Origin of the sequence: Rhodopseudomonas sp. P2A-2r (assembly GCF_026015985.1) — a bacterium.
Classification (GTDB): Bacteria; Pseudomonadota; Alphaproteobacteria; order Rhizobiales; family Xanthobacteraceae; genus Tardiphaga.
In genome coordinates, this window is record NZ_CP110389.1 from 6,655,638 (window position 1) to 6,676,194 (window position 20,557).

20 protein-coding genes are annotated in these 20,557 nt (G+C 64.8%); 12 read left to right on the forward strand and 8 right to left on the reverse strand.

Going from position 1 to position 20,557, the window contains the following annotated elements; translation table 11 throughout:
* Window positions 1-315: 315 nt before the first annotated feature.
* A complete protein-coding gene (locus ONR75_RS31945) occupies window positions 316-1,410 on the forward strand; it encodes a PAS domain-containing protein (RefSeq protein WP_265080773.1) in 1,095 nt (364 codons plus the stop codon).
* 124 nt (window positions 1,411-1,534) lie between these two features.
* Here the strand turns inward: ONR75_RS31945 and ONR75_RS31950 are convergent, their stop codons facing one another.
* From ONR75_RS31950 to ONR75_RS31960, 3 genes are all read right to left on the reverse strand, one after another.
* A complete protein-coding gene (locus tag ONR75_RS31950; RefSeq protein ID WP_265079700.1) occupies window positions 1,535-2,620 on the reverse strand; it encodes an IS5 family transposase in 1,086 nt (361 codons plus the stop codon).
* A gap of 219 nt (window positions 2,621-2,839) precedes the next feature.
* A complete protein-coding gene (locus tag ONR75_RS31955; protein WP_265080774.1) occupies window positions 2,840-3,187 on the reverse strand; it encodes a RidA family protein in 348 nt (115 codons plus the stop codon).
* Between the two features lie 171 nt (window positions 3,188-3,358).
* Window positions 3,359-4,567 (reverse strand): DUF3419 family protein, encoded by a 1,209-nt coding sequence (locus tag ONR75_RS31960; RefSeq protein ID WP_265080775.1) that lies wholly within the window; start codon window positions 4,565-4,567, stop codon window positions 3,359-3,361.
* A 149-nt stretch (window positions 4,568-4,716) separates the two neighbouring features.
* On the opposite strand from ONR75_RS31960, the gene ONR75_RS31965 reads away from it, so the two are divergent.
* Complete coding sequence (locus ONR75_RS31965) at window positions 4,717-5,406, forward strand: class I SAM-dependent methyltransferase (protein ID WP_413776553.1); 690 nt, start codon at window positions 4,717-4,719, stop codon at window positions 5,404-5,406.
* Here ONR75_RS31965 and ONR75_RS31970 read toward each other — a convergent pair.
* Window positions 5,403-6,371, reverse strand: a complete 969-nt coding sequence (locus tag ONR75_RS31970) for a lysylphosphatidylglycerol synthase transmembrane domain-containing protein (RefSeq protein WP_265080776.1) — start codon at window positions 6,369-6,371, stop codon at window positions 5,403-5,405. The genes ONR75_RS31965 and ONR75_RS31970 overlap by 4 nt on opposite strands.
* 249 nt (window positions 6,372-6,620) lie before the next feature.
* Between ONR75_RS31970 and ONR75_RS31975 the strand changes: the two genes are divergently transcribed.
* The gene (locus ONR75_RS31975; protein WP_265080777.1) at window positions 6,621-6,842 is read left to right on the forward strand and encodes a hypothetical protein; all 222 of its coding nucleotides are present in this window, start codon (window positions 6,621-6,623) and stop codon (window positions 6,840-6,842) included.
* A gap of 11 nt (window positions 6,843-6,853) precedes the next feature.
* Here ONR75_RS31975 and uvrA read toward each other — a convergent pair whose 3' ends face one another.
* From uvrA to ONR75_RS31990, 4 genes are all read right to left on the reverse strand, one after another.
* The gene (uvrA, locus tag ONR75_RS31980; RefSeq protein ID WP_413776554.1) at window positions 6,854-9,019 is read right to left on the reverse strand and encodes an excinuclease ABC subunit UvrA; all 2,166 of its coding nucleotides are present in this window, start codon (window positions 9,017-9,019) and stop codon (window positions 6,854-6,856) included.
* Entirely contained in the window at window positions 8,901-9,389 is a 489-nt protein-coding gene (locus ONR75_RS33010) for a hypothetical protein (protein ID WP_413776413.1), read from the reverse strand. Before ONR75_RS33010 ends, uvrA begins: the two co-directional genes overlap by 119 nt.
* Window positions 9,390-9,393: 4 nt before the next feature.
* Complete coding sequence (locus tag ONR75_RS31985; RefSeq protein WP_265080778.1) at window positions 9,394-9,651, reverse strand: hypothetical protein; 258 nt, start codon at window positions 9,649-9,651, stop codon at window positions 9,394-9,396.
* Window positions 9,652-9,876: 225 nt separating this feature from the next.
* Window positions 9,877-10,122 carry a hypothetical protein gene (locus tag ONR75_RS31990; protein ID WP_265080779.1) on the reverse strand — a complete coding sequence of 82 codons (246 nt, stop codon included), beginning with the start codon at window positions 10,120-10,122 and terminating at the stop codon, window positions 9,877-9,879.
* A 271-nt stretch (window positions 10,123-10,393) separates the two neighbouring features.
* Between ONR75_RS31990 and recQ the strand changes: the two genes are divergently transcribed.
* The 9 genes from recQ (at window position 10,394) to ONR75_RS32035 (ending at window position 20,511) form a co-directional block, all read left to right on the forward strand.
* On the forward strand, window positions 10,394-12,211 hold the full coding sequence (gene recQ, locus ONR75_RS31995) for a DNA helicase RecQ (protein WP_265080780.1): 1,818 nt from the start codon (window positions 10,394-10,396) through the stop codon (window positions 12,209-12,211).
* 3 nt (window positions 12,212-12,214) lie between these two features.
* Window positions 12,215-13,147, forward strand: coding sequence for a LysR family transcriptional regulator (locus ONR75_RS32000; RefSeq protein WP_265080781.1), 933 nt, complete (start codon window positions 12,215-12,217; stop codon window positions 13,145-13,147).
* Between the two features lie 89 nt (window positions 13,148-13,236).
* Complete coding sequence (locus ONR75_RS32005) at window positions 13,237-14,229, forward strand: isopenicillin N synthase family dioxygenase (RefSeq protein WP_265080782.1); 993 nt, start codon at window positions 13,237-13,239, stop codon at window positions 14,227-14,229.
* A gap of 146 nt (window positions 14,230-14,375) precedes the next feature.
* Entirely contained in the window at window positions 14,376-14,966 is a 591-nt protein-coding gene (locus ONR75_RS32010; protein WP_265080783.1) for an alpha/beta fold hydrolase, read from the forward strand.
* Window positions 14,967-15,089: 123 nt separating this feature from the next.
* Window positions 15,090-16,085 (forward strand): ABC transporter substrate-binding protein, encoded by a 996-nt coding sequence (locus ONR75_RS32015; RefSeq protein ID WP_265080784.1) that lies wholly within the window; start codon window positions 15,090-15,092, stop codon window positions 16,083-16,085.
* Window positions 16,086-16,155: 70 nt separating this feature from the next.
* The gene (locus ONR75_RS32020; RefSeq protein WP_265080785.1) at window positions 16,156-16,935 is read left to right on the forward strand and encodes an ABC transporter ATP-binding protein; all 780 of its coding nucleotides are present in this window, start codon (window positions 16,156-16,158) and stop codon (window positions 16,933-16,935) included.
* 2 nt (window positions 16,936-16,937) lie between these two features.
* Window positions 16,938-17,723 carry an ABC transporter permease gene (locus tag ONR75_RS32025; RefSeq protein WP_265080786.1) on the forward strand — a complete coding sequence of 262 codons (786 nt, stop codon included), beginning with the start codon at window positions 16,938-16,940 and terminating at the stop codon, window positions 17,721-17,723.
* Window positions 17,724-17,870: 147 nt separating this feature from the next.
* Complete coding sequence (locus ONR75_RS32030; RefSeq protein ID WP_265080787.1) at window positions 17,871-18,320, forward strand: (2Fe-2S)-binding protein; 450 nt, start codon at window positions 17,871-17,873, stop codon at window positions 18,318-18,320.
* A 10-nt stretch (window positions 18,321-18,330) separates the two neighbouring features.
* Window positions 18,331-20,511: a xanthine dehydrogenase family protein molybdopterin-binding subunit gene (locus ONR75_RS32035; protein WP_265080788.1), complete on the forward strand. Its 2,181-nt coding sequence runs from the start codon at window positions 18,331-18,333 to the stop codon at window positions 20,509-20,511.
* Window positions 20,512-20,557: the final 46 nt, after the last annotated feature.

The window sequence follows — 20,557 nt, forward strand, 5'->3', positions numbered from 1 at the left end:
CAGCTGCGATAGATAGCCTGACTTAGTAAGGGACGGCTTACGCCTGCGAGCGCCCGTCCCGCTCAATTTGTGACAAATCCTGTCTCGCAGTAGTACTTATTGCTTTGCTGGCTATTGGCTGATTGCTTAACGGTGCAACACGAACGCGTTGCACCCGCGACGTGTTACCACCAGCGAAAATCTGGCGCCGCGTGCGCGTTTTTAGTAGACTGCGCAGTCCGTGAGTGAATGTTCTGCTGGCACGGCAAAGCTTTATTGTTAAATGATTGCCATGAATCGGATTGTCAGAACGCCGGCAAGTAAGCGCATTTGGTAATGTCAGTCGCGGAACTCGAACTGATCGGAAATTTGCCAACGGCCTTCCTTGACGCTTTAGCGGTCGGCATTTCGCTGGTCGACCCACGCGACGGGCACATCATCTATGCCAACAAGGAATTCAGCCGCATCCTCGGCTATTCCTGCGACGAGATCCGGCGCAACCGCATTTTCTTTATCGACCTCACGCACCCCGACGACCGGGGCCGGAATGTCGAGCAGAATCGGCGCCTGCTGCATGGTGAGATCGACCAATATAAAATCCAAGAACGATACCTGCTCAAAAATGGCGAGATGCTGTGGGTGAATGTGACGGCAACGGCTATTCGCGGACCCGATGGTTGTGTCCGCTGGACTGCGGCCGTCATCGAGGACATTACAAAAGAGAAGGTTCTGCAGCAGCAGCTCGAGGTCGCCGAAGAGTTGGGCGGCCTCGTCACCTGGAACTGGGACGTCAAGTCTCGCAAGGCGAAGCCGTCGCAGCGCTACAATTCCCTGTTCGGCATTCCGGACACCACATCCGAACTGTCGATCGAGCGGTTTCTTGAGCTTGTTCATCCCGATGATCGGGCGTCGGTATGTTCGGCAATGAGACGCGCGATAAATGGCGGGGCGTATTCCCACGAGTATCGCATCGTGCGCGCCGACGGATCGATTCGCTGGATGCGCGGCATTGCAACCTGCGTCGTCGATGCAGCCAACGAGGTGACCAGCGTCCTTGGCGCCACGATCGACATTTCCGATGCCAAGACGCGCAAACAGCCCGAGATCGCGCCGAAAGCCATGCGCGACATCATGCGGCACATCGAGGCCAACTCGCACAAGCCTATCTCGATTCCGGAGATCGCTGCCGAATACGACGTCAGCCCGCGCAGCATCCACAAGCATTTCTCGGCGTTGGGCACCACACCAATGAAATTCGTCAAGCAGACCCGGCTGCGCTGCGCGCATCGGCGACTGTCCAGCCCCGACCGCAAGACATCCATCACCGGCGTCGCCTTCGAATGCGGCTTCACCAATCTCGGCCATTTTGCGCGCGACTACCGCAAGGAATTCGACGAACTCCCGTCCGAGACGCTGAAACGCAATCTCTAGCAGTCTGCTGAAAAACCCTAGATTTGAGAGTTTTCTTGTCTCTCTGCGGTCGTTATCGAAGTGGGGAGCGGTGAGGGAGCGCGCTTATCGGCGGGGTGCCGGGGTTGTCCCCGAAGCCGGTGGCCTATGCTGCGAGCAGTTTGGGGATGCGGATCAGATTGTAGGCGATCAGGTTAAGGAGAAAGTCGGCGGCGACGCGACCGATGCCGCGATGCTTGGTCTTGCGCATGGTGCCGTGTTGTTTGCCCCAGCCGAAGATGCACTCGATCATCGCTCGGCGTGATTGCGACATGCCATAGCCGGGATGTCGTGTGGTGCGATCGTCGATGGCGCTGGTGCGGGTCTTGCCGGCTTTGGTGACGGCGTTGTTTTGCGTCACATGCGGCGTCACGTCGATGGCGCGAAGCTTGGCCACATGATCGGCGGTGTCGTAGGCCTTGTCCTCACCGGCCGTGATGCGGCGGCGGGCCGTCTTGCGCCGAGCCTTCAACATCGTCTCCGAAGCGCGGCGCTCGGCCGTGCCATTGGCGTGCGTAACCATGCCGGCGACTGCCAGGCCATGCCGGTTCTCCATGGTCGCGTGGCCCATATAGCAAAGCCTGGCCTCGCGCCCGGCCGCCTTGCGGTAGAGCCTGCTGTCGGGATCGCTGGTGCTGGCATGGGTGTCGTTCTTGCGCTTCTGGCCATGGAAATTGGCGCCGTTGTCATCGTCGCCACTGCCGTCCTTGGGACGAAAGCTCTTCTGCGAAGCCCAGGCTTCGATCAGCGTCCCGTCCACCGAAAAATGCTCGTTCGACAATAGCGGCCTGACCTGGGAATGGTTCAGGAGCCTGGCCATGAACTTCGCAAACACCTCGCCGTTCTGCAGCCTGTCGCGGTTCTTGGTGAAGGTGGTCGGGTCCCAGACCGGATCGTCCGGTGAAAGCCCTACGAACCAGCGATATAAAAGATTATAGTTCAGCTGCTCCATCAGCTGGCGTTCCGAGCGGATGCCGTAGAACACCTGCAGCAACAGCGCGCTCAGTAATTGTTCGGGAGGAATCGAAGGACGTCCCTCGCTGGCGTAAAGCTTCGCCAGGCTACGGCTCAACTCACCCAGCACATCCCGGACAAGCTCGCGGATCTTCCTCAGAGGGTGGTTCGTCGGCACCCGCTTGTCTGGTGAAATGTACGAAAACAACCCGCCCTGATCCACAAAATTGCCGCGCATGCTCGTCTCCACCGATTCGAGATGACAAAGTGAATCATCAAGAAAACCGCTTGGCGAGCTGGTTTTTCAGCAGACTGCTAGAGTTTGATCCTTTAAAATCGAAGCGGCTTAACCTTGTCCCGGAGACGTTCCGGCCTAGCGAAGCTGCATAGATCGGGATTCCGGGTTCACGCTTCAGCTGGCCTTCGCCGACCGAAGCGTGCCCCGGAATGACCAGCTTCAGCCGATGGCGGCGATGACGGCGATCTCGACCTTGATCGAGGGATCGGCGAGGCGGGCCTCGACGCAGGCACGCGCCGGCGTGTTGTCCTGCGGCACCCAGGCATCCCACACGGTGTTGAACTTGGCGAAATCGCCCATGCTGGGCAGCCACACGGTGACCGACAGCATCTTGGTCTTGTCGGTGCCGGCTTCCTTGAGCAGCGCGTCGATCTTGGCGAGCACTTCCGTGGTCTGCGCCTCGATGCTGCCGGTGTAATCGTTGGGCACCTGGCCGGCGAGATAGACGGTGTTGCCGTAGATGGCGGCCTGGCTGAGACGCTTGCCGGGAACGAGGCGCTTGATCATGATGCAATCTTCCATGCGAGAGCGGTTGGCTACGACGACCGGCGCAAGTCCGTCGTCGCTATTAACTCATTGACATCGCGAACGGTTTTACCCTCCGCGATGTCGTCCGAATGGAAGGCTATGTACGCGCGGAGGACACTCGCGTCAATTCGCGCAAGCGCCCACCGCCGCTCATTTGCGGGTGTAGAGGTGAAAGCCGCCATAGATTCCCGAGCGATCCTGCGCCAGGCCCTGCGCGCTGCGCACGTCGTCGCGCTGCCAGGTCTGCTGCAGCGAGGCGAGGTGGGGATGATCGAGCGAGGATTCCGCGCCTGCGGTACGGAAGATGATCTTCACTTTGTCGCTGCCGGCGCGGTCGATCGCATTCCACAGCGCGCGGATCTCATCGGGCGCCATCCAGTCCTGGGAATCGAGCAGCACGACAGCATCGATCTGCCGCGCCGGCTGGTTTTCCAGGAACACGCGGAGATTGGCGTGCACCGGGGTGATCAGCCCGGCGCCGCCGCGCATGGCATCGAAGCGGCCCTGCTGCAGGTACAGCGGCAGGCATGTGTCACCCGGGCCGGGATAGCTGCGCGCCAGCGCCTGCCAGGCAAAATAGTTGGTGGCGTTGGGGTGCACGTCGATCAGGCGCAACAGGCGCTGGTGCAGCACCTCGTTGAGCGGCTGGTCGCCGCCGAGCAGCGTGCGCTGCTGCGGCGGGATGCCGAGGCTGAACAGCAGCGCCGGCGTCCGCGTCATCCAGCGCGCCAGCCGGGAATGAAACAGCCGGTGCACCTTTGCCAGTGCGCGCTGCCGCGCCGGCGACTGCGCGTCGTCCTTCAGCAGCACGGCGAGATCGATTCCGGCCAGCCGCGCCAGCCGGTGCGCGAAGCCGATGAAATGCCCGAGCGCGCCGTGACGATAGAATCCGTTGGTGAAGTAGCTCGAGCGCGGCCGGCCGCGGAAATCGCGCTCGTCCCAGAACGCGCGGGCCTCGGCGTCGAGCACCGGCCGCAGCCGCTCGCGATAGATCGTGGCGTTGGCGACCGCATTGCCCTCGCCGAAGAACTCCCAGAAGTCGGCGTAGTCGGTCAGCGCGCGAAAGCCGGCGAGCTTCAGCTTGAGCAGCGACAGATGCGCCTCGTTGAGATCGACCGCAAAGATCTGCATCGGGCTCGCCGCGAGATAGGACAGCGCGTTGCAGCCGCCGCTGGAGATGGTGACGATGGTGGCGCCGGGCGGCAGTTGCAGCGCCGCAAGATCGGCCTCGGGGTCTTCCCAGATCTGGGTGTAGACCAGCCGGCGGAACCAGAGGGCAAACAGCCGGTCCCAGATGGTGGCCTCGTGGTGACCGCGGCTGTTGCGAACGGCGTCGGCGATGAGCTGCTGCGTGTTCATTGTTCCCTCGAATCGTCAATCTGAAACAAATATCAAGCGCAGACTGCGGTTTTGCGACAGTCTCATGCTCCATGTGCTGCGCGCTGTCACATGACCGTCGCGTAACAGTGGAATGCAGAATGCAGCCACCCCTGCGCGACGAGGTGATCATGCTGGCTGTATTCGAGACCGATGAAGGCGTGGAGGCCGTGCGGCCGGCGGAAGCCGCCGTCCGCATGAACAAGATGTACCGCTGGCAGCGCTACATCTATGACATGACTCGACGCTACTACCTGCTTGGCCGCGACCAGCTGATCGACGGCCTGCAGCCGAAGCCCGGCGCCAGCGTGCTGGAGATCGGCTGCGGCACCGGCCGCAACCTGGTCCACACCGCGCGGCGCTATCCCCAAGCCGCCATCTTCGGCTTCGATATTTCCACGGAAATGCTGACCACCGCGATTGCGGCGATCGACCGCGCCGGTCTCGCCCGATCGGTGCGCGTCGCCCACGGTGACGCCACCCATTTCGATCCGGGAAAGATGTTTCAGGTCGCCCGCTTCGACCATGTGATGATCTGCTACAGCCTGTCGATGATCCCCGACTGGCAACTGGTGCTCGACAATGCGCTGGCCTGCCTCAAGCATGGCGGAAAACTGCACATCGTCGATTTCGGCGACCAGTCCGGCCTTCCCACAATTGCGGCAAAGCTACTGCTGCGCTGGCTGGCCCTGTTCGACGTGACGCCGCGCAACGACTTGCGCAATGCCGTCGAGCGCCTGGCCGCGCGATCCGGCGCCGAACTCACCTTCAAGCGACCGTTCCGCGGCTATGCGCAACAGGCAGTGCTGACGCTGCGCTAGCCCGCGGCCTGGCGCGCGAGTTCGCGACGGCGCTCCATGGCGCGCAGCACTTCGCGCAGGCTGAACAGCGCCAGCGCCAGCATGAACGGCGTGACGTGATAGATCAGGCGGAACAGCAGCAACACCGCCAGCAGCGGCTCGTTATGCTCGCCACCCAGGCCGACCAGGATGGCGGCGTCGAACACGCCGATGCCGGCCGGCGAGTGGCTTGCGAAGCCGAGCAAGGTCGCGGCGATGAACACCACCACGACGCGGGCGAGTTCGACATTCATGTCGGCGGGAATCAGCACATACATGGCCAGCGCCGCGGCGCCGAGATCGACGATACCGATGCCGATCTGGATGAAGACGTTCTTGCCCGAGGGCAGCGGCACCGACCAGCGCCGTGCGCCGAACAGCCGCGCGCTGTTCCAGGTCCAGGCGATATAGAGCGCGAGCACAAGCAACATCGCCCCGGCGATCATCTGGTTGACCTGCGGTGAGACATGATCGATGCGGCTGATGGCGTCGGGCGCATAAAGGATGCTCAGCCCGAGTGCCGCGAGATTGCCGAGCCAGAAGGTTAGCCCAGTGAGAAAGCAGATCCGCGCCACATTGGCGACGGTGACGCCATGGGCGGCATAGATGCGATAACGAATCGCCGACGACACCGGCAGCACGGCGCCGGTGCCGTGGGCGATGGGATAGCTGGTGAAACTGGCCAGCGCCGCCACGCAATAGGGAATGTCGCGGCGGCCGATCAGGCGCAGTGCAAGGAGATCATAGAGCGTGAGGCTGGCATAAGAGAGAATCGTGAAGAGCACCGCCAGCACGATCTGCAGGGCCGGCGTCTGCCGGACTGCGGCGAGCACCTGGTCGAGATCGACGCCCTTGAGCGCCCGCGCCAGCGCCATGAACGCGACCACGGCGATGACCAGGCTGACCAGCATGCCAAGGCCGCGCCAGCCCGCGCGCTTGCGAATCACCCCGATCACCTTTTGCAGCGCACGCAGCAGATTTCTCCCTTGGCCAAACCGCGCGAATCACGCACACGATTCGCGCCCCGTTCAGGGTCGATCTGTTGACACGTTGACGTGACAGTCGCGTAAAACGCTCGTCCAAACCGCGCAGTTCGTGACCTTCCCCACGAAAACAAGATACCGGCGCAATATGGTCGCATCACCTTCATGGTCGTTGCCTAGAGCCGTGCTGCACGAACTCAGAACTGAAAGACCATGACCGCAGATATCGACGACCAACTGACAATCGAACAATGGACGGCCCTGAAGGCGCTGCGCCCGACAGGACCGGCTTCCGCCAAGCTCGGCGGGCACATGATCGAGCAACTGATCGCGCTCGACCTGGCGGCGATCGCCGACGGACATCCCGTGATCACCACCGAAGGCCGCAAGGTGGTGCTGCGCGGCTCACCGCGGCTGTGGGATATGGCGGCCTGACCGCCATCCGGTCAGGCGCGACCGCGGCGCGCCCGCTCCAGATATAGAGCAGTGCGGCTCTCCGGGGACCGCGCCACGTCAGCGGGTGTTCCTGACGCCACCACCGTGCCACCCTCGTCGCCGGCCCCGGGTCCGATATCGATTACCCAGTCGCTGGCTGAGACCATGTCCATGTCGTGCTCGACCACCACCACCGTGTTACCGGAGGCCACTAGGCCATCGAGCTGCCTCATCAACTTGTCGACATCGGACGGATGCAGCCCGGTGGTCGGCTCGTCGAGGACGTAGAGCGTCATGCCGCGGTGCGCGCGTTGCAACTCGGTGGCGAGCTTGATGCGCTGGGCCTCGCCGCCGGACAGTTCGGTGGCCGATTGCCCGAGCCGGATATAGCCGAGCCCGACCTCGCGGATCACGCCGAGCGAGCGCTGCAACGCGGCGTCATCCGCAAAGAAGTCGAATGCGGCATCAACGGTCATGGCGAGAACATCGGCGATCGACTTGTCGCGGATCCTGATTTCCAGGGTCTTGGCGTTATAGCGCGCACCATGGCAGGTCGGGCATGGTGCATAGACCGACGGCAGGAACAGCAGCTCGACGCTGACAAACCCCTCGCCCTGGCAGGTCTCGCAGCGGCCCTTCGCGACGTTGAAGGAGAACCGGCCGGCATCGTAGCGGCGGGCCTTTGCCTGCTTGGTCGCGGCGAACAGTTTGCGCACATGGTCGAACAGGCCGGTATAAGTCGCCAGATTCGAGCGCGGGGTGCGGCCGATCGGCTTCTGATCGACCACCACCAGCCGCTTGATGCCCTCCATGCCGGCAACGATATCGCCGCCGAGTGTCTTGATGCCCTCCTCCTGCAGCGTGTCAGCGTCGTCTTCGACCGGCTCGCTGCGCTGGCCGAGCCGGTCGGCCACCGCCTCGACTAGAAACTGGCTGATCAGGCTGGATTTGCCGGAGCCGGACACGCCGGTCACCGAGGTGAACACGCCGAGGGGAATGTCGACATCGAGACGATCGAGATTGTTGCGGGTGACACCGCGGAGCTTGAGCCATTGTCGCGGCGGCCGCGGCAGCCGTTCTCGCCTGCCGCCATCGTCGAACAGATAGCGCCTCGTCTGCGACGCCTCGATTTCGGCCAGTCCCGCGGGCGGCCCGCTGTACAACACGTCGCCACCGTGCGCGCCCGCACCGGGGCCGACATCGACGATCCAGTCGGCATGGCGGATAACGTCGAGTTCATGTTCGACGACGAACAACGAGTTGCCGGCGGCCTTGAGCCGGTCGAGCGCGCGCAACAGCGCCTCGGTGTCGGCCGGATGCAGCCCGGCGGAGGGCTCGTCCAGCACATAGACCACGCCGAACAGGTTGGAGCGCACCTGCGTCGCCAGCCGCAGCCGTTGCAGCTCGCCCGGCGACAGCGTCGGCGTACTCCTTTCCGGCGCGAGATAGCCGAGGCCGAGATCGAGCAGCACCGCAAGACGCGCCAGCAGGTCCTCAACGATACGATGAATCACCAGCGCCTTTTCAGGATGCGCGGCGGAGACCGTGTTCCGGGCGCCGGGAAAGGGCCGCAGCAGAGCGTCGAGCCGCTTCAGCGGCAGGCGCTGGAGATCGGCGATATCGAAACCGGCGAATGTCACCGATAGCGCGTCCGGCTTCAGCCGCTTGCCGTGGCACACCGGGCAATTGCTTGACAGCATGAACTGCGACACACGGCGCTTCATCATCGCACTCTGCGTGGTCGCAAAGGTCTGCAGCACGTATTTTCGCGCGCCCGTGAAAGTGCCCTGGTAGCTCGGCTCTTCCTTGCGCTTCAGCGCGCGTCTGGTTTCTGCCGGCGTATAGCCGGCATAGACCGGTACCGTCGGCTGCTCGTCGGTGAACAGGATCCAATCGCGGTCCTTCTTCGGCAGGTTGCGCCACGGCGTGTCGACGTCGTAGCCGAGCGTGACCAGGATATCGCGCAAGTTCTGGCCGCCCCATGCGGTCGGCCATGCCGCGATGGCCCGCTCGCGGATCGTCAGGCTGTCGTCAGGCACCATGGATTTTTCGGCGACATCATGGACGCGGCCGATGCCGTGGCAATTGGGGCAGGCGCCCTCCGGCGTGTTGGGCGAAAACGATTCCGCATAGAGCAGCGGTTGTCCGCGCGGGTAATCGCCGGCGCGCGAATACAGCATGCGGAGCAGGTTCGACAGCGTGGTGACGCTGCCGACCGACGAGCGCGTGGTCGGCGCCCCCTTTGCTGCTGCAAGGCGACGGCGGGGGCAGGCCCTCGATCTCGTCGACTTCCGGAATGGACATCTGGTTGAACAGCCGCCGTGCATAGGGCGATACGGATTCCAGATAGCGGCGCTGCGCCTCGGCATAGAGCGTGCCGAATGCCAGCGAGGATTTGCCGGACCCGGACACGCCGGTAAACACCACCAGCGCGTTGCGCGGGATGTCGAGCGAGACGTTCTTGAGATTATGTTCACGGGCGCCGCGAACGCGGACGAAACTGTCCGGATCGTCGAAATTCGGTTTTGCCGGCGTCCGCGCATCCATCCGATCAGCGCCTGCGCGCGAACGCCACGCCGACGACAAAGGCGACGAATAGCGACGCCAATGGCGCTTCGCGGACAACCTTGCTCAGCGTATCGAGCGGCTTGCCGGGACGGCGGGCGTTATCCACCACGTCGCTCAGGCGATCCACGACATCGCTGAAGATCTCGCCGATCTCGCCACCGGTCTTGGCGGCTTCACGCGCTGTGGTCCTGACGCGCTCGGTAAAGCCGGGCTCGGCACCCATGAAATTGTTGTCGGTCATCGCTGGCCTCGCGGTTGAGTGTGCCCGTCAATCGACCGGAACCGCGTTGGTTCCGCAAGGGGGCAGCCACACATTGTCCTTCCGGTGCGCGGGCGGCGTTGGCCGGACGTGAACCTCAGCGCATCCAATCGGATTGGCGGGGAATCCCGAGACGGGACGATGAACATGCCGAGATTCCGGGTTCGGTCGCGGCTGGCGCCGCTTCGGCCCCGGAACGATAGCTCGCTAGTCGCGGGAGTTGCTGCGCTGTGCAGCCTTGCCGAACTCGACGATGGTCTGCGGGGCCGGCAGGCGCAGGCGGCGGCCGTGCTGCAGATAGAGCAGCGCCAGCCGGGTCGGATCCGACAGGTTCCAGATGTCGAGCGCCGCGGCGCGCCCCAGCCGGGCGATGGGCAACCGATGGCCGATCACATGGACGACGACCGGCGCCTTTGGCGTCTTCTTTGCGAATCCGGCCCTTGGGCGCGGCATTCTCATTGGCCGCGACCCGCCGGACGTGGGGACCGCGGCTGGTCAGCCATGACACAATGCGCAAGATGAAGGACATCGGCGTTCTCTGCGCGATCGGTGTGGCGGCGGCAAGGCCGGACACGGTTTCGTCATATAACTTCGGCCGCCGTGGGTAAAGCCGCGCATCCGGCCGAAACGGCCGTCCTGTCTGCTATAGGTGGGGGACGAATCAGGGATCTTCCGCTGTATGCCCGCTCCCGCTACCCTCACCGCCCGTCTCCGGGAGTCCGATATGGCGCCCGATGCGCTGTCGATCCTGAACTCGGTATTCGGCCTGCCCGGCTTTCGCGGCGAGCAGGAAGCGATCGTCCGCCACGTCACCAATGGCGGCAACTGCCTGGTGCTGATGCCCACCGGCGGCGGCAAGTCGCTGTGCTACCAGCTGCCGTCGCTGCTGCGCGAGGGCTGCGGCATCGTGGTGTCGCCGCTGATCGCACTGATGCGCGATCAGGTCGCGGGCCTGATCGAGGCCGGCGTCAAGGCGGCGGTGCTGAACTCATCGCTGACATGGGACGAGGCCAACGAGGTCGAACGCCGGCTACTCGCCGGTGACCTCGACGTCCTCTATGTGGCGCCGGAACGGCTGCTGACGCCACGCTGCCTGACCATGCTCGGCCGCGCCAAGATCGCACTGTTCGCCATCGACGAGGCGCATTGCGTGTCGCAATGGGGCCACGACTTTCGCCCGGAATATATCGGCCTGTCGGTCATTGCCGAGCGCTTCCCCGACGTGCCGCGCATCGCGCTCACCGCCACCGCCGACGATCTCACCCGGCAGGAGATCGCCCATCGCCTGCAGCTCGACGACGCGCCGCGCTTCGTCGCCAGCTTCGACCGCCCGAACATCAAGTATCAGATCGTCGACAAGCTGAACGGCAAGACCCAGCTGCAGGCCTTCATCAACGAATTCCATTCCGGCGACGCCGGCATCGTCTATTGCCTGTCGCGCGCCAAGGTCGAGGACACCGCCACGGCGCTGACCAAGGCGGGCATTCCGGCGTTGCCCTATCATGCAGGCCTCCCCGCCGATTTGCGCGCGCGCAATCAGGACCGCTTCATCAACGAGGACGGCATCGTGATGGTGGCCACCGTGGCGTTCGGCATGGGCATCGACAAGCCCGACGTGCGCTTCGTCGCCCATCTCGACCTGCCGAAAAGCATCGAGGCCTATTACCAGGAGACCGGCCGCGCCGGCCGCGACGGCAAGCCGTCCGATGCCTGGATGACTTACGGCCTCTCGGACATCGTGCAGCAGCGCCGCATGATCGACGAATCCACCGGCGCCGAAGCGTTCAAGCGAGTGTCTATCAGCAAGCTCGAGGCGCTGGTGAGCCTGGCCGAGTCCACCTATTGCCGACGCACAACACTGCTGGGCTACTTCGGCGAGACCGTAACGGACGCGAAATGCGGCAACTGCGACAACTGCCTGACGCCGCCGCTGGTGAAGGATGGCAGCGTGATTGCGCAAAAACTATTGTCCACCGCCTATCGCACCGGGCAGCGGTTCGGCGCCATGCACCTGATCGACGTGCTGATCGGGCGCGACACCGACAAGGTCAAGCAGTTCGGCCACGACAAGCTCTCGGTGTTCGGCGTCGGCGCCGACCTCAGCGACAAGCAGTGGCGCGCCGCGATCCGGCAACTGGTGGCGCTCGGCCATCTGCGCCCCGACAGCGAGGCCTATAACGCTCTTACGCTAACCGAATCAGCTCGCGGCGTGCTGAAGGGCGAGACGCAAGTGATGCTGCGCGAAGAGGCCGCCGGTCCGCTCGGCAAGCGCGGTGGCGCACGACGGCGCGGCGTTCCGACGGCAAGCAACGGCGACGCCAACCCGGACCTGCTCGACATTCTGCGCGCCTGGCGCTCCGAACTCGCCAAGAAGACCAGCGTGCCGGCCTACGTCATCCTGCACGACGCCACCCTCGACGGCATAGCCACCGCACGCCCGACCTCGCTGGCGCAACTGCGCGGCATTCCGGGGATCGGCGACAAGAAATTGGAGCGTTACGGCACCGAGCTGATCGCGCTGGTGACGGCGGCGGCCGGGTAGACCATGCGCATCCACTCGGCCGCGATCCATTATTTCGAGGCCGTGCGGCGTGCCGGGTCGATCCGCGAAGCCGCCCGCCGATTGAACGTGGCGTCCTCCGCGGTGAACCGGCAGATCCTGAAGCTGGAAAAGGAAGTCGGCGCGGCACTGTTCGACCGCACGGTAACGGGGCTGAAGCTGACGGCCAGCGGCGAGGCGATGGCGCGTCACGTCATCGCAGTGCTGCAGGACCTCGAGCGGGTGCGCACCGACATCGGCGCACTCAAGGGCGGCCACGCCGGACAGATCCGCATCGCTGCTGTCGAGGGCGTGTGCGGCGAGATCCTGCCCGATGCGATCCAGCGCATGCGCGCACGCGCGCCGCGTGTCACGGTGACCGTCGAGACGATGGGATCCTTCGCCATCCCGTCCGTGATCGCGGAGGGCCTTTGCGATATCGGCCTGGCCTTCGCGCTGCCGCGCAACGGCGATCTGCACCAGGTCGCGCTCAATCGCTTCCGGCTCGGCGCGGTGGTCCCGCCGGATCACCCCATTGCCGCCAAATCCACGACATCGCTGGCGGCCTGCCTCAATTCGCCGATCATCCTGGCGACGCCCGACCTGTCGATCAACCAGCTGCTGGCGCCGGAGATCTCGCGCATATCCCGCGCGCTCGAGCCGGCCGTCATGTCGGGTTCGGTCGAGCTGATGCGCGAACTGGCGTTGCGCGGGGTCGGCGTCGCGTTCCAGACCCGAATCGGCCTCACCAGCGCCATGGCGTCCGGCCGGCTGGTCCATGTGCCGCTGGGGGCCAATGGCCCGATCTGGAGTGATCTCGGCGTCTATGTCCGCGCCGGCCGAGCCCTGCCAACCGCCGTCGACCGCTTCGTGCAGATCCTTGCCGACGAATTGAACCGGCGGGAAGCCGAGGAAAATGCGGCGCTTGGCCCTGGCTGATGCCGCTTCGGCATCGGCATGCTCGAAACTCTGTTCTTTTGAGCACAGGCATCCCATGCAAGGCTCGGGAACTCGCAGAGGGATCGACCATGCCAGCCACCCTGAAAGCAGTCCACGTCGCCGCGTCCGCGCTTCCGATCATCGACATCTCCGGTCTCTCGAGCGCCGATCCAGCGGACCGCCGGGGCGTGGCCCAGGAGCTCCGGCGCGCCTGTCTCGACAAGGGCTTCTTCTATGTGAAGAACCACGGCATCCCCGAAACGCTGGTGGCGCAGGTGTTCGCGGAAGCGGAAACCTTCTTCGCGCTCCCCGCTGCCGACAAGCTGGCGCTCGACAAGGCGCATTCGAAGGCCAATCGCGGCTACGAGCCGCTGAAGGCCCAGACGCTGGAGGCCGGCGCGCCGCCGGACCTCAAGGAGGGCTTCTATATCGGTCCAGAACACGCCGCCGATGACCCGCGCGTGCTGGCGGGCAAGTTCAACCACGGCCCGAACCAGTGGCCGGCCAATGCCGGGCCCGGCTTTCACGACACCATGACCGACTACTTCACGGCCTTGCTTGGTCTCGGCGAGCGCCTGATGCGCGGCATCGCATTGTCGCTCGACCTCGACGAGGACTACTTCAAGGACTTCTGCGCGGATCCGATGGCGACGCTGCGGCTGCTGCACTATCCGCCGCAACAGCCGGGCGACGCTCCGGAGCAGCGCGGCGCCGGTGCCCACACCGACTTCGGCGGGCTGACCCTGCTGCGCCAGGACAATGTCGGCGGCCTGCAGGTCTGGGATCAGGAAAGCCAGGGCTGGGTCCACGCCGAGCCGGTGCCGGGAACCTACATCGTCAATCTCGGCGACATGATCGCGCGCTGGACCAACGATCTCTACCGCTCCACCCTGCACCGCGTGATCAACACCTCCGGGCGCGAGCGCTATTCGGTGCCGTTCTTCTATGTCGGCAACTACGACCACGAAGTCGCCTGCATTCCGACCTGCCTCGCCGCCGGCGAAGCGCCGAAATATCCGCCCACCACCGTCGAGGCGCATCTGCGCACCATGTACGCCCGCACCTACGCGCCCGCGACGTGAGACTGATCCTGATCCACGGCGCCTGGCAGGAAGCTGGGCGTGGTCCCGCTTCCTGCCAGCGCTGGCGCAGGCCGGCTTCCGCGCCGAGGCGATCGACCTTCCCGGCAACGGCCACGATTCAACCCCGGCGGCGGACGTCTCGCTCGATGTCTATGCCGCACATGTCGGCGACAGGATCTCGTTCCGGCGACGATCCGGTCGTGCTGCTGGCGCATTCCGGCGGCGGGGTGATCGCCTCGGAAGTCGCGGAACGTTGCCACGACCGCGTCAGCGGCGTGGTCTATGTGGCCGGCATGATGCTGCCGAACGGCGGCAGCTTCGGCGACGTGGTCGGCCCATTGGTGGCCGCCGATCCGGCCGCGGCGGGAATTCGCCCGCATCTGGTGTGGTCTGCCGATGGGGTGACATCGACGGTGCCGCCCGATGCGGCGCGGCAGATTTTCTATCACGACTGCGCCCAGGACGACGCCGAAGCGGCGAGCGTGCGGCTGACACCGCAAGCGGAAGGCGGCCGCGCCATCAGCCCGCAGCTGACGTCGCAACGCTTCGGCACCGTCCCCCGGCTCTATGTCGAGGCGCTGCAGGATCGCTCGGTGGTGCTGGCTGCGCAGCGCCGCATGCAGGCCATGGTCCCCGGCGCATGGGTTGTCGGTCTCGACAGCGGGCACGCGCCGCAACTGGCGATGCCTGAAAAACTGGCAGCCTGCGTCATCCCGTGGCTGGCAGCCCGCTCATGATTTTGCGGCAGACCGACAAGTCCCCCGGTTTGGCTGCGCCCCCTCGTTCGCCCGCGTTCGAAATCTGGTCCGGCTCGTGCAAGAGCTCGAACAAAACGAAGCCTCAAACAAGGAGTCCCTCGAATGATCCGCTCACTGCTCACGCGCACCCTGGCTGTCACCGGACTTGTCTTGACGACCGCGGCGCCGGCCTTCGCCGCCGACAAGGTGACGTTCCTGCTCGACTGGCTGCCGGCCGGCGACAAGGCCGCCGTCTATGTGGCGCAGGCCAAGGGCCTGTTCGCCGCCGAGGGTCTCGAGGTGACGATCCAGTCCGGCCGCGGCTCCTCCGACGTGGTGACCAAGCTCGGCACCGGCGCCGGCGACATGGGCACCGGCGGGCTCGCCGCGCTGCTGCAGGCCAGGGCGGAGAGCAAGGTCCCCGTCAAGGCGATCGCCTCGCTCTATACTATCGAGCCGGATGCAATCTTCACCACGGAGGGCTCGGGCATCAACTCGCTGAAGGACATTGCCGGCAAGAAGATCGCCACGGCCACCTTCTCTTCCTCGAACGTGGTGTGGCCGCTGCTGCTGCAGGCCAACGGCATCGATCCCGCCAAGGTCGAACTGCTCAAGGTCGACCCCGGCGCACTGGCGCCGATGCTGGCATCGGGCAAGGTCGACGCCACCATCAACTGGGTGACGGTGGCGCCCGGTTTCGAGGGGCCGATGAACGAGGTCAAGAAGAAGCTGAAGGTGATCTCGTGGTCCGACTACGGCTTCACCGGCTACGGCCTGTCGGTGTTTGCATCGGAAAAATTCCTGGCCGAGCGGCCCGACGTGGCACGGCGCACCCTGAAGGCGTTCCTGGCCGGCAACCAGATGGCCATCGCCGATCCGAAACTTGCCGGCGCCTCGGTGAAGGCCTCGGTGGGCGATATCGATGCGGCCGTTGCCGACAAGCAGTTCGCAGCTTCCATTCCGCTGATGGACAACGCTATCGCCAAGAAGGACGGCGCCGGCGCCTTCGAGAAGGCGCTGCTCGCCAAGACCTGGGAATGGACCGCCAAGTCGCAGAACATGCCGATCGAGAAGCTCGACCCGGAGACCGCGGTCGACCGCTCGTTCCTGCCGAAGTGATCCTGCACGGGCGCCGGAGCGATCCGGCGCCCGCCGTTCCTGCCAGCCATCATTTGCCCGGACATCGCTCTTGACCTCGCAGCCCGTCATCCACTTCGCCGACCTCAAGCAGACCTTCGGCAAGGATGACGGCTCGTCCGTCACGGCGCTCGACGGCATCACCTTCGATATCGGGCGCCACGAGTTCATCGCGGTGCTCGGACCGTCCGGCTGCGGCAAATCGACCCTGCTGAGGCTGATCGCCGGCCTGATCAAGCCGACCGGCGGCACGCTGGACATCTACGGCATGCCGGTGACCGAGCCGCGCGACGACATTGGCATCGTGTTCCAGAAGCCGACGCTGCTGCCCTGGTTCAACGTGCTCGACAACGTCACCTTCCCGATGCGCCACAAATACGGCCGCGTCACCGCGGAGGAGCGCGTCCGTGCGCAGGAGCTGCTGGCGCTGGTCGGCCTGTCCGATTTCGCCGCCAAGCAGATCGACGAACTGTCCGGCGGCATGCAGCAGCGCGTCGCCATCGCCCGCGCCCTGCTGCTCGACCCGGACATCCTGCTGATGGACGAGCCGTTCTCGGCGCTCGACGCGCTGACCCGCGAGGAGATGAGCTTCGAGCTGCTGCGGATCTGGACCGAGCGGCCGAAGACGGTGCTGTTCATCACCCATTCGATCCCCGAAGCGCTGCTGCTCGCCGACCGCATCGTGGTGATGAGCGCCCGCCCGGGCCGGGTCCGCGAGATCCTCGACGTGCCGCTGGCCCGGCCAAGGTCGCTGGCGTCGCTGTCCGACCCGGCATTCAACGAGATGGCCAACTACATTCGCGGCCAGCTCTTTACCCGGCCGGTGACATGACCATGAGCCCGCGCCTCTCCCGCACCCTCGTGCAACTCAACCGCTTCGCGCCGGCGCTGACCTTCATCGCCCTGCTGCTGCTGTGGGAAGGCTCATGCCGCTTCTTCGCCATCCCGTCGTTCCTGCTGCCGTCGCCGAGCGCCATCGTCACCGCCGGCGCCAATATCGAATGGACGCTGTGGCTCGGCCATATCTGGGCGACGCTGCGGGTGGCGGCGATGGGCTTCGTGCTCGCCGTGGTGGTGTCGATTCCGTTGGCCATCGCGCTGGCCAATTCGCGCTTCCTGTCGCGCACGCTGTACCCGATCCTGATCATCGTGCAGTCGACGCCGGTGGTCGCGGTGGCGCCGATCATCGTCACCACGCTCGGCGCCGCCGACCTGCCGCGGGTGCTGATCACCTTCATGATCGCGTTCTTTCCGATCGTCGTCTCCACCGTGACCGGCCTGCTGGCGACACCTGAAGAACTGATCGAGCTGTCGCGCTCGCTCAAGGCCGGCCGCGCCCGCGAGGTGCTGCATATCCGCCTGCCCTTCGCGCTGCCCTATATCTTCAGCGCATTGAAAATTGCCACCACCCTGTCGGTGGTTGGCGCGGTGGTGGCGGAATTCGTGGCGGCCGAGCGCGGGCTCGGCTTCTTTATCATGTTCTCGACCTCGTTCTTCAAGGTTCCCCAAGCCTTTGCCGGCCTGATCGTGCTGGTCGCGCTGAGCCTTGCGATGTTCCGCCTGTGTGTGATCGTGCAGCGCAAATTCGCGCCGTGGTCACTTCCGAAAAGCGAGCGCTAGACCGCCGTTGATCGCGTCATGCGTTCGACACGTTGCGGAACGTCGCGGTCGGTCACATGCCGAACGCAAATTGTTTATTTGAACTATTCCAGTTTTCGCGCCACCTTGCCGTTCATGGGAGCAACAATCCCGGCAAGGGGACGGAAGATGCCAAGCCTCACGATCAACGGCAAGACATTCGAGATCGATGCCGAAGCTGACACGCCCTTGCTGTGGGCTATCCGCGAAAATGCCGGCCTGACCGGCACCAAATATGGTTGCGGCATTGCACAATGCGGCGCCTGCACCGTACATCTCGACGGCGCCGCGACCCGTTCGTGCGGCGTGACCGTCGGCGAGGCCGTCGGCAAGCAGATCGTCACCATCGAGGGACTGGCCGCCGGCGGCACGTTGCACAAGGTGCAGCAGGCCTGGATCGACAACGACGTGCCGCAGTGCGGCTATTGCCAGAGCGGCATGATCATGGCGGTCACCGCGCTGCTGCGCGACAAGCCGAAACCATCCGACGCCGACATCGACGAGGCCATCACCAATATCTGTCGTTGCGGCACCTTCCAGCAGGTGCGCGAAGCGATCCACGCCGCCGCCAGCGCCTGAGGAACATGACATGACCCATATGCCAAGCCTCAGCCGCCGCTCTTTCGTCATCGGATCCGCCGCCGTGGGCAGCGGCCTCGCGCTCGGGCTCGACCTGCCGTTCGGCGGTCCCGGCGTGGTGCGCGCCGCCGACGGATCGCCGGAAGTCAACGCCTGGGTGGTGATACGCCCGGACAACACCGTGGTGATCCGCATCGCGCGTTCGGAAATGGGCCAGGGCACCCTGACCGGCCTCGCGCAGCTGGTCGCCGAGGAACTCGAATGCGACTGGTCCAAGGTCACGACGGAATATCCGACGCCGGGCCAGAGCGTCGCCCGCAAGCGCGCCTGGGGCGACTTCTCCACCGGCGGCAGCCGCGGCATCCGCACCTCGCAGGACTATGTCCGCAAGGGCGGCGCCACCGCGCGCATGATGCTGGTGCAGGCCGCCGCCAATGAATGGAACGTGCCGGTCGGCGAATGCAGCGCCGCCAGCAGTGTCATCACCCACAAGCCGTCGGGCCGCACCACCACCTACGGCAAGGTGGTCGAGGCCGCCGCAAAACTTTCGCCACCCGCCGACGTCAAGCTGAAGGACCCCAAGGACTGGCGGATCGTCGGCAAGGGCGTCAAGCGGCTGGACACCGCCGACAAGACCACCGGCAAGATGACCTATGGCGTCGACGTGGTGCTACCGGGCATGCTCAACGCCGCGATCAAGGATTGCCCGGTGTTCGGCGGCAGACTGAAAAGCTTCGACGACTCCAAGGTCGCCGCCATGAAGGGCGTCAAGAAGGTGGTGAAGGTGGGTGACAGCGCAGTCGCCGTGGTCGCCGACACATGGTGGCACGCCAAGGTCGCGCTCGACGCACTGCCCATCGTCTGGGACGAAGGCGACAACGCCAAGGTGTCCAGTGCCTCCATCGCCAAATGGCTCGAGGAAGGCCTCGACCCGGCGCAGCCCGCCTTTATCGGGAACCAGAACGGCGATGCCAAGGCCGCAGTCGCCGGCGCCGCGCGCAAGATCGAGGCGGTCTATTCCTACCCCTACCAGAACCACGCCACCATGGAGCCCATGAACGCTACTGCGCTCTACACGGCGGATAAATGCGAAGTGTGGACCGGCACCCAGAACGGCGAAGCCGCCTTCGCCGCGGTGCTGGAGGCCTCCGGCCTGCCGGCCGACAAATGCGACGTGCACAAGCTGATGCTCGGCGGCGGCTTCGGTCGCCGCAGCATGACCGACTATGTGCGGCAGGCAGTATCGATCGCCAAGCAGATGCCGGGTACGCCGATCAAACTGATCTGGTCGCGCGAAGAGGACATGCAGCACGGCAGGTATCATCCGATCACCCAGTGCAAGCTGACCGGCGCGTTCGACGCCGACAACAATCTGACCGCGCTGCAGGTCCGGCTGTCCGGCCAGTCGATCCTGTTCAGCGTGCGTCCGGATGCGCTGGTCAATGGCATGGATCCGGCGGCGTTCCAGGGCCTTGCGCCGCAGGGCGAGGCGGCGATCGGCTACAGTCTGCCGAACCTGTTGGTCGAACACTCCATGCGCAACCCGCACGTGCCGCCCGGCTTCTGGCGCGGTGTCAACGTCAACCACAATGCCATCTATCTCGAATGCTTCATGGACGAGCTGGCGCTGTCTGCCGGGCAGGACCCGCTCGAATTCCGCCGCAAGCTGATGGGCAAGCACCCCAAGCACCTCGCTGTGCTCAATGCCGTCGCCGAGAAGATCGGCTGGACCACGCCGCCGCCCAAGGGCGTGTTCCGCGGCATCGCCCAGCACATGGGCTATGGCAGCTACGTGGCCGGCGCCACCGAGATCTCGGTGACATCAGGCAACAAGATCAAGGTGCATCGCATCGTTGCCGCCACCGATCCCGGCTACGCCGTCAATCCGGCGCAGATCGAGCGGCAGATCGCTGGCTCCTTCGTCTACGGCCTGTCCGCGCTGTTCTATGGCGGACTCACGGTGAAGGACGGACGCATCGAGGAGAATAACTTCGACACCTACAATTCGATGCGGATCAGCGAAATGCCCAAGGTGGAGTCGATCATCATGCCGAGCGGCGGATTCTGGGGCGGGGTCGGCGAGCCGACCATCTGCGTCGCGGCGCCCGCGGTGCTCAACGCCTATTTCGCCGCCACCGGCAAACGCATCCGCTCGGTGCCGCTGCGCAACCACGACATCAGCTTTGCCTGATATGAGCAGAGGCAAGCAGCCTCCGCTTTTCCACTGGATGACGGGA